The 8,552-nt window shown below is 59.9% G+C and carries 8 protein-coding genes; 3 read left to right on the forward strand and 5 right to left on the reverse strand.

Translation table 11 applies throughout. From position 1 onward, the window contains the following. Nucleotides 1-1,032 (reverse strand): isopenicillin N synthase family dioxygenase, encoded by a 1,032-nt coding sequence (locus ACXR0M_RS07985; protein ID WP_458831396.1) that lies wholly within the window; start codon nt 1,030-1,032, stop codon nt 1-3. Between the two features lie 269 nt (nt 1,033-1,301). Beyond that, entirely contained in the window at nt 1,302-2,237 is a 936-nt protein-coding gene (locus tag ACXR0M_RS07990; RefSeq protein WP_458831397.1) for a Gfo/Idh/MocA family protein, read from the reverse strand. A 260-nt stretch (nt 2,238-2,497) separates the two neighbouring features. Between ACXR0M_RS07990 and ACXR0M_RS07995 the strand changes: the two genes are divergently transcribed. Both ACXR0M_RS07995 and ACXR0M_RS08000 read left to right on the forward strand, forming a co-directional pair. After that, nucleotides 2,498-2,761, forward strand: a complete 264-nt coding sequence (locus ACXR0M_RS07995; protein WP_458831398.1) for a hypothetical protein — start codon at nt 2,498-2,500, stop codon at nt 2,759-2,761. After that, complete coding sequence (locus ACXR0M_RS08000) at nt 2,758-3,495, forward strand: Fic family protein (RefSeq protein ID WP_458831672.1); 738 nt, start codon at nt 2,758-2,760, stop codon at nt 3,493-3,495. The genes ACXR0M_RS07995 and ACXR0M_RS08000 overlap by 4 nt, the downstream gene beginning before the upstream one ends. Nucleotides 3,496-3,651: 156 nt before the next feature. Here the strand turns inward: ACXR0M_RS08000 and ycaC are convergent, their stop codons facing one another. Beyond that, nucleotides 3,652-4,284 (reverse strand): isochorismate family cysteine hydrolase YcaC, encoded by a 633-nt coding sequence (gene ycaC, locus ACXR0M_RS08005; RefSeq protein WP_025109120.1) that lies wholly within the window; start codon nt 4,282-4,284, stop codon nt 3,652-3,654. Nucleotides 4,285-4,559: 275 nt separating this feature from the next. Here ycaC and ACXR0M_RS08010 point away from each other — a divergent pair, with 275 nt between their 5' ends. Beyond that, nucleotides 4,560-5,309, forward strand: coding sequence for a helix-turn-helix transcriptional regulator (locus tag ACXR0M_RS08010; RefSeq protein ID WP_458831399.1), 750 nt, complete (start codon nt 4,560-4,562; stop codon nt 5,307-5,309). A 67-nt stretch (nt 5,310-5,376) separates the two neighbouring features. Here ACXR0M_RS08010 and ACXR0M_RS08015 read toward each other — a convergent pair whose 3' ends face one another. Both ACXR0M_RS08015 and macA read right to left on the reverse strand, forming a co-directional pair. Then, entirely contained in the window at nt 5,377-7,335 is a 1,959-nt protein-coding gene (locus tag ACXR0M_RS08015) for a MacB family efflux pump subunit (RefSeq protein WP_458831400.1), read from the reverse strand. A 2-nt stretch (nt 7,336-7,337) separates the two neighbouring features. Beyond that, complete coding sequence (gene macA / locus ACXR0M_RS08020) at nt 7,338-8,486, reverse strand: macrolide transporter subunit MacA (protein WP_458831401.1); 1,149 nt, start codon at nt 8,484-8,486, stop codon at nt 7,338-7,340. Nucleotides 8,487-8,552: the final 66 nt, after the last annotated feature.

Below are 8,552 nucleotides of genomic sequence, written 5' to 3' on the forward strand. Positions count from 1 at the left end.
TCAGGCGGTTTGCGGAATCAGTGCGTCGGCATAAAAGCGCCGCGCGACATCCGGATGCGAACGCAAGCGTCCCTTGAGATAATTCCAGCCAACATCGCGAAACAACGGATTGTGCGGATCACTGGCAGGCCCGCGCGCCTCACGCAGGAGTGCGCTCGGCAGCGGATACAGCGGCACGACGGCATCCAGTTGCGCCCCCAGGAAAAACGCGATCGACAGACGTTCATGGCCCGCCGGCGGCGAGACCACCCGGTGCACCGTGGCGCGCAGGTAACCGTTGCTGGCCAGCTCCAGCAATTCGCCGATGTTCACCACCAAGGTGTTTTCACGCGGCAGAGCATCGATCCAGCGCCCCGGCTCGATCTCCACCTGCAAACCGGCCTGCTGGTCCTGCAGCAGGAAACTGAGGAACCCGGAATCCTTGTGGGCGCCGACGCCCTGCTGACTCGCGTGGGCGGCCTGACCTGGATAGCGCATCAACTTGATGTGTTCGTTGGGCTTGTCGCCGTACAACTGATCAAACGCGTCCGCCCGCAGCGACAGCGCCTGGGCGAAGGCGCGCAGCAGGCGCAACGACATGCGCGTCATCGCCTGCTGCCAATCGAGCAGTAACGGTTTGAGCTCCGGCAGCGCCGCCGGCCATTGGTTGGGGCCCTGCAACCGCGCCCAGAACGGAGCGTTCGCATCCAGTGGCAAGGCGTCGCGCTCGGCCCCGAGATCGAACTGCTCGCGCCAGTCGGGTTGACCACGGGTGATCTCGGAAGCGGCGCGGTTGTAACCGCGAAAATGCGGCGAATTGATCATGCCGACGGCAGTCTTCTCGTGCTCGGGCAAGGCGAAGAATTGCCGGGCGTGATCCTGCACCTGCTTGAGCAGGTCGCGGTCGATGCCATGGCCGGTGAGATAGAAAAAACCGACGTCACGCGCTGCGTGACGCAAGTCTTCGAGAAATACATAACGCTGTTGCGCGGTGCCTTCGAACAACGAAAGGTCCAGCGTCGGCAGCGCGGTGATATCCAGGGTATGCGGCATGATTCACTCCCGTGTGAACCAAACCTGAAGAGCCTTTGATCGATTCAGCGTGTGCCGTCATGGCAATCGGGGGTCTATCGGTTTGATGCGTCTGATTCGTCGTGAGACAAAACTAAACGATCTTAAAAACGACGAAAAAATACCCTTTTCGCATTAGCTTAGGCCTGACTTCGGTAGTCGTCGGCGGCGAGTAAATCGATACTGCGGCGCCGCCTGCCCAACTCTGACTGACTTCCATGTCGTCCTGGCGCCAGAGGCGCTGCTACTGATCAACGTGCCGGGTCATAAAACGGTTCGACCGCCCTCCGGCTGCCGACAAAAAAACTGTCCGCCACCAGCCGCAGTGGCTGCAGATCCATGTCGCTGGCGCGATCGCCAATCAGTTGCCGGAAATGCCGATACACCGCCGCATACTCGCCCTCCTCTGAGACCGCCTGACGCACGCCATCGATGCTCAGCAGCGCGCCGCCGTTGTCCAGACGCAGCACGCCTTCGGCGCAGCGAATCTCGATGCTCCAGAGTTCGTCGTGACCGTGGTCGAAATCGAACTCGGCGCGCACGTCGAGCCGGTTGGTGTCGGACATTCTGATCGACGCGGCAATCGGCGACTGGCAGTTCTCAGGAACGCGCAGTTCGGCCGATTCGACAAACAGTGGCAGCGCCAGCAGATGGGTGACAATCGACAAGGCATTGATGCCCGGATCAAACACGCCCAGACCGCCGGGTTGCCAGATCCACGTTTGACCGGGGTGCCACTTGCGCACGTCTTCCTTCCACTCGATCTGCACACTTTGCAGCGTGCGGCTGGCGAGCCAGTCGCGGGCGGCTTCAATACCGGGGGCGTAACGCGAGTGCCAGGCGAACAGTCCGCTGACACCTTGCTGCTGCGCTTGACTGACCAGCGCCATGGCCTCGCCCAGCGTGGCGCACGGCGGCTTTTCCACCAGCACATGTTTGCCGGCGGCCAATGCTTGCTGCACCAGGGCGAACCGGCCTTGTGGCGGCGTGCAAAAGGCAATCGCATCTACCGCCGGACCTTTCTCCAGCAGCTCGCTCAGCGAGTCAAAGTTCTCCACCCCGGCGCAGGGCTTGCCTTGCGTGGCAACCGCCACCAGCTGAAACCCGGGATCGGCGTGGATCGCCGGCACATGTTGATCCTGGGCAATCTTGCCATAGCCCACCAGACCGAGACGGATCGGTTGCATCAGTGACTCCTGTTTTTGTCTTGTTGTCGTCAGCGAGTGCGCAGATTAGCGGTAAATGGCGGGGAATACCCAGATGCAAATGAGCAAAAATTCGCGGAGCCTTGCAATCGCTTCCGCATGGACGGTAGCGTGCGCGAATGCGGCGGTGTATACAAAAAGCCCGCTTTCAATGCATCCGCCCCAGAGGACCGAACGTAAGGTGGCACGCCTCCAGAAACGACGCCGTGCTATGCTCCGTGAGAGAAAAGGAGGGTTCAAAAATGACCACATCAGCCACTGAGAGCGTCGCCACTGAAGTTCGCCTGCTCGCCAAAGCCCACAAGGTTACCGCCGACCGTGACAACCTCAGTTGCATGGCCGTAACCATCACACGCCTGGCGGGTGATGTTGTAGAACTGGACGGCGTTGAGCAATTGCTCGTCAACCTCAAAAGAAAAGGTGTTCTGAGCAAGACAGAAATCATGGCCCTGCAAGGCCGCTATCTGCAGGAAAAAAGGCGTTGCAAAAAACAACTCAGCGCGTGAATTTCGACCCCTTCGGCGATTTTGAGATTGAAGGCTATCTCCAAAACTCGCTCAAGCTTAAAGATCCCATTGAAGTCAAAGAGTCTGAGCACCTCTCATTCGAAGCCAGTATCGAAGACGCTCTCGCCTATCTCGCCAAGAAAAAGCCCATCGACTACAAAGCAGTCCTCAAGACACACGAAATCCTGTTCTCGGGCTTTTACCCCTGGGCGGGGAAAGACAGAAATGAGCTGGTCCCCCATCTGGCAGTTTTCAAGGGATCAAAAGATGATCCTCATCACACGATATTTGAGCGTCCGGATCTGATCAAAAGGTCCGTCGAATACGCCCTCGAACTTGCGGCAAACAAAAAGCGATTCCGTGCTCGGCCTGGAGAAGTCATGGGGCAACTGGCTTCTGCGCATCCGTTTCTGGACGGCAATGGGCGTACGATCCTGCTCGTATACATGGAGCTTTGCTTTCGGACCAAATTCGCCATTAACTGGTCAATGACGAACAAAGATGACTACCTTCGGGCTCTCAGCGATGAGATCCGAGATCCTTTCCAAGGCCATCTGGACCGTTACCTGACACCTTTCATCATCGACATTTCCAGCCGTGAAGAATGGCCCGAAATGATCGGAGGTATAAAAGGACTGGATGGTCTGGATAAAGAAGGAATCACCTACCAGAGTCTGGACGACCCTGAGGTTCAACAGCTTTATAAAACCTATCGGGCAACGCCTCTCAAGTGATCTGTGGTTTCGGTGCATCGCTGCCGGAATGGGGGTTCAGCCATCAGAACGTGCCACCTGACCCGCGCTCCTCGCACACGCTACACGGGTGATCTGGATTCAGCAGAACAAACAAAAGCCTGCGTTTAACGGCAGGCTTTAGTCTGGCGACAGCGCTTACTTCTGCGCAGCGGTGATTGCCGAATAACTGTTCATCAAATTCCGATAGTTAGGAATCCGCTGCGACAGCAGGTTGCCCAGCCCTTCGATGTCGTTGCGCCAGTCGCGGTGCAGCTCACAGGCCACCGAGAACCAGTTCATCATCTGCGCGCCGGCCTGGGTCATGCGGTTCCATGCGGCTTGCTGGACGGTGGTGTTGAAGGTGCCGGAGGCGTCGGTGACGACGAAGACGTCGAAGCCTTCCGCCAGGGCCGACAGAGTCGGGAATGCGACGCAGACGTCGGTCACGACACCGGCGATGATGATCTGCTTGCGGCCGGTGGCCTTGATCGCCTTGACGAAATCTTCGTTGTCCCAGGCGTTAATCTGGCCTGGACGGGCGATGTAGGGCGCGTCAGGGAACATTTCCTTGAGCTCCGGCACCAGCGGGCCGTTCGGGCCTTGTTCGAAACTGGTGGTGAGGATGGTTGGCAGATTGAAGAATTTCGCCAGGTCCGCCAGGGCCAGCACGTTGTTCTTGAACTCGTTCGGCGAGAAGTCCTGAACCAGAGAAATCAGACCGGTCTGGTGGTCGACCAGCAGAACTACGGCGTCGTCTTTGTTCAGGCGGTTGTAGGTTGCAGTGCTCATGGTTGAATCCCTTTTCTTGGTTGAGGTAGTTGGCGTTGCGTTGAACATGGGCACAGATTACGGACACCACCGCGCCGGATAAATCGGTTGAAACGCGTTTCACTGTCAACCAAAAAAGGACAATCAGCGTTATCGGCACACAACGCCTTCATTAAACCGACTTCCAAACGTTGTACTAGGATAGGATCCAATTGCGGACGTCGCGCTGACTGCCAAACCCGGCCGGCGCGCGGTCCGCAATGGATCGTTTCACCTGTAAATCATGGACGACGCTTATGAACTCATACCTGTTCCCTCACATTGGTAAAGTCATTGCCAGCACCGGCAGCCGGCACTTTCCACGGATGTTGCATGACCTGATCCGCACGCAACTGGCGGTGGATGCGATGCACATCCGCCAGATGCGCGTAGAGCCGGTCGGTCGCTCGCAGCGCAGTCAGGGCGAGATCGACAATGATTCGGCGCTGCTGGCCGAAACGGTGTTCTCCGAGCACAGTGCCGCGCGCAGTGCCGAACCGGTCGATGCGCAACCGACCAGCGCCGACGCCTCGCAACTGCACCTGACTCGACGCAAGGACGGTTACCGTTACGTAATCTCGGTCTATCGCCACGATCAGTCGCAACGTTTTTCGGCTCAGGAGCGCAGCCTGCTGCAGGATATCTCTCCGGTGCTGTTGCCGATGGTGGAAAAACACATCCATGCGCTGCAACCGGCGCACACCACTGCTGAAGAGCAGTCACCCAATGGCGACGCCTCGCAACAGGGCTTGGGCAACTTGCGCCTGCGCTTCGGCGAGCGCCTGCAGCAACTGGGGCTGAGCCTGTCCAATCGCGAAACCGAGGTCTGCGTTGGTCTGCTGGCTGGACGCACCGCGCCGGAGCTGGCGGAACAGTTGCAGCTGAAGGTCAATACCGTGGAAAGCTACCTCAAGCGCGCCGCGATCAAGCTCGGCATCAGTGGCCGCCATTCATTGATGCGCTGGATGTATTCACCGGAAGACAACGACGCGACAACAGCGGCCTGAGCCCGTAACCCAACGAAAAAAAAACCGCTGCCCTCCCCCCAGGCAGCGGTTTTTTTGTGGGCGTGGTTCAGTCCCGTGCCAGCGCCTCGATCGGGTCCAGGCGAGACGCGTTGCGCGCGGGCACGAAGCCGAAGACGATGCCGATCAGGGTCGAGCAGATCACCGCGGTGATTACCGAGGCCAGGGAGAAGACCATTTCCCATTCCTTGATGAACACCGAGAACAGGTGCCCGATGGCATACGACAGGGAAATCCCGATCGCCCCACCAAGCAGGCAGACCATCACCGCCTCCACCAGAAACTGCTGGCGAATGTCCGACTGACGGGCGCCAACCGCCATGCGAATACCGATCTCCCGCGTACGCTCGGTGACCGACACCAGCATGATGTTCATCACGCCGATGCCGCCGACCACCAGCGAAATCACCGCAATCAGCGACAGCAGCAACGCCAGCGAACGACTGGTTTTCTGCACCGTCTGCAGCACGCTGTCGAGGTTGTTGGTGTAGAAATCCTTGATCCCGTGGCGCTGCAGCAGCAACTGGTTGACGTGTGCTTCCACCACTTTGCTCGACTGGCCGTCCTTCATCCGCACGCTGATGCTGTCGAGAAAGCGCTGACCGAGGATGCGCCCGGCGGCGGTTTCGTAAGGCACCCAGACGTTGAGGGTTTTGCCCGAGGCGAACAGGTTCTTGTTCTCTGCCGCCACGCCGATCACCGTGCACGGCAGGTTGCCGATCAGGATTACCTGGCCCAGTGGATCGACCCCTTCGGCAAACAGCCGATGCCGGGTGTTGTAGTCGATCACCACTACCTGCGCCTGACGCCGGGCGTCGTTTTCACTGAAGGTGATGCCCGCCTCCAGCTTGATCCCGCGTACCTGGAAATACTGGTCACTGACACCGTTGATCTGCGCGTCGAGGTCGATGTTGCGATAACGCAACAGCATGCTGCGCCCGACCACCGGAGTGGCGCTGTCGACGTAGTACAGCTGATTCAGCGCGGTGACGTCGGCCGGCACCAACGTTTCGATCATGGCGGCGCGCTTGTCGCCGAAACTGGTGCCGGAGTAGATGTCGATGGTGTTGCTGCCGATCGCCGAGATGTCCTTGAGCACATAACGTTTGGCGCCCTCGCCGATCGCCGAAATCGACACTACCGAGGTGATGCCAATGACAATGCCGAGCATGGTCAGCAAGGTGCGCATGCGATGCGACACCAGCGCCACCCAGGCCATATTGAACGCCTCCTTGAAAAGCCCGAGGCTGGCCACCAGGCGACGGGTCGCAGGCGTTTTCGGTGCCACCTCTTCTTCACTCGGCAGTTGCCCGCCGTCGCGCACGTTGAGGTGGTCGCTGAGGATTTCGCCGTCGCTGACTTCGATGATGCGTTCGGCGTTGGCCGCGACTTTAGGGTCGTGGGTCACCAGAATCACCGTGTGCCCGGCGGCGTGCAGCTCCAGGAGGATGCGCATCACTTCCTTGCCGCTGGCGGTGTCGAGGGCGCCGGTGGGCTCGTCGGCGAGGATCACCTCGCCGCCGTTCATCAAGGCGCGGGCGATACTCACCCGTTGCTGTTGCCCGCCGGAAAGCTGGCTCGGCCGGTGCGTCAGATGGCCGTCGAGGCCGAGCCGCGCAAGCAGCTCGCGAGCGCGGGCATGGCGTTGCGGTGCGGGGATGCCGGCGTAGATCGCCGGCATCTCGACGTTGTGCATCGCGCTCAGGTGCGGCAGCAGGTGATAGCGCTGGAAGATGAAGCCAAAATAATCACGACGCAGCTCGGCCAGCGCCTGATCGTCGAGGTCGCGGGTCTCCTGACCGTTGATCTTGTAGCTGCCGGCGGTGGCGTAATCGAGGCAGCCGAGAATGTTCATCAGCGTCGATTTGCCGGAGCCGGAGGCGCCGATGATCGCGACCATTTCCCCGGCTTCGATGGTCAGACTGATGTTTTTCAAGGCGAGAAACTCACGGTCGCCTGCGGTGAAACTGCGGGTGATGCCGCTCAGTTGCAGCAGTGGTTCAGTCATGCTCAAGCCCCCGCCACGGCGGGCAACGGATCGCCGATCACCACCCGCTCGCCTTCACTCAGGCCCTGATTGATCTGCACTTTGACGTTGTTGTTGATCCCGGTCTGCACAGTGCGCGTCTGCGCCTGGCCCTTGGCGTCCAGCACCCGCACCGGGAAGCTGCCATCGGCATTGCGCGGCCCCAGCGCGGCCACCGGCACGGTCAGCACCGATTGCGCAGTGTCAAGGACGATGCGCACTTGCGCGGTCATCGAGATGCGCAGGCGATGGTCGGGGTTGGGCACCTCGAACAGCGCGTTATAGAACACCGCGGTGTTTTGCTTCGGCGTGCCGGCGGGCGGCGTTTCAAGGAAGTTCTGCGGCGCCGGTTCGGTGCCGCGCAGCTTGCCGTAATAGCGCTTGTCCTCGCCGAGAATCGTGAAATACACCTCCTGCCCCGGCGCGATATGAATCACGTCGGCCTCCGACACCTGAGCCTTGATGGTCATGGTGTCGAGGTCCGCCAGCTTCAGCAGCACCGGCGCCAACTGGTTGGCGATCACGGTCTGGCCTTCCTGGGTGACGATGCCGACCACGTCGCCATCGATCGGCGCGATGATCCGCGTATACGCGAGGTTGACCTTGGCGGTGTCGATCTGGATGTGCGCGCTTTTGATCTGCGCGTCCAGCGACAACAGGTTGGCCTGCTGCACCTCGTAGTTCGATTGCGCGGTTTCGAAATCCTGCCGCGAGATCGACGCGTCTTCCTGCAGGTTCTGATAACGCTCGTAGATCGCCTTGGTCTGCTTGAGCTGGGCCTGGGTCGCGCGTTTTTGCGCCTGCAGGTTTTCCTCATCGACCTGCGCCTGACGCAGGGTGTTCTGCAGCACCAGCGGATCGATTTCCGCCAGCCACTGGCCCTTCTTGACCTTGTCGCCGACCTTGACCTTCAGCGATTTCAACTGCCCCGACACTTGCGCGCCGACGTCCACTTGCTTGACGCCCTCGAGCAAACCGGTGGCGAGCACGGTGTTCTCGATGTCCGTGCGTTCGACCGTGGCGGTCTGGTATTTCGGTGCTTCGGCAGGTGCCTGCACCGTGTACAGCACCAACCCGGCCACCGCCGCCAATGCCAACCCCATACCGACTTTGCGCAACTTCGACTTTTCCATAAATAACCACAAATCCGTTCAGGGATGGACCCGGCCAACAGCCGGGTCCTGATAGAAAAACCACAC

It is taken from the genome of Pseudomonas sp. Eth.TT006 (assembly GCF_054456575.1).

Bases quoted from the DNA above. Each gene is read 5' to 3' on its own strand.
- ACXR0M_RS07985 (WP_458831396.1), bottom strand. From the start codon at position 1,032: ATGCCGCATACCCTGGATATCACCGCGCTGCCGACGCTGGACCTTTCG.
- ACXR0M_RS07990 (WP_458831397.1), bottom strand. From the start codon at position 2,237: ATGCAACCGATCCGTCTCGGTCTGGTGGGCTATGGCAAGATTGCCCAG.
- ACXR0M_RS07995 (WP_458831398.1), top strand. From the start codon at position 2,498: ATGACCACATCAGCCACTGAGAGCGTCGCCACTGAAGTTCGCCTGCTC.
- ycaC (WP_025109120.1), bottom strand. From the start codon at position 4,284: ATGAGCACTGCAACCTACAACCGCCTGAACAAAGACGACGCCGTAGTT.
- ACXR0M_RS08010 (WP_458831399.1), top strand. From the start codon at position 4,560: ATGAACTCATACCTGTTCCCTCACATTGGTAAAGTCATTGCCAGCACC.
- ACXR0M_RS08015 (WP_458831400.1), bottom strand. From the start codon at position 7,335: ATGACTGAACCACTGCTGCAACTGAGCGGCATCACCCGCAGTTTCACC.
- macA (WP_458831401.1), bottom strand. From the start codon at position 8,486: ATGGAAAAGTCGAAGTTGCGCAAAGTCGGTATGGGGTTGGCATTGGCG.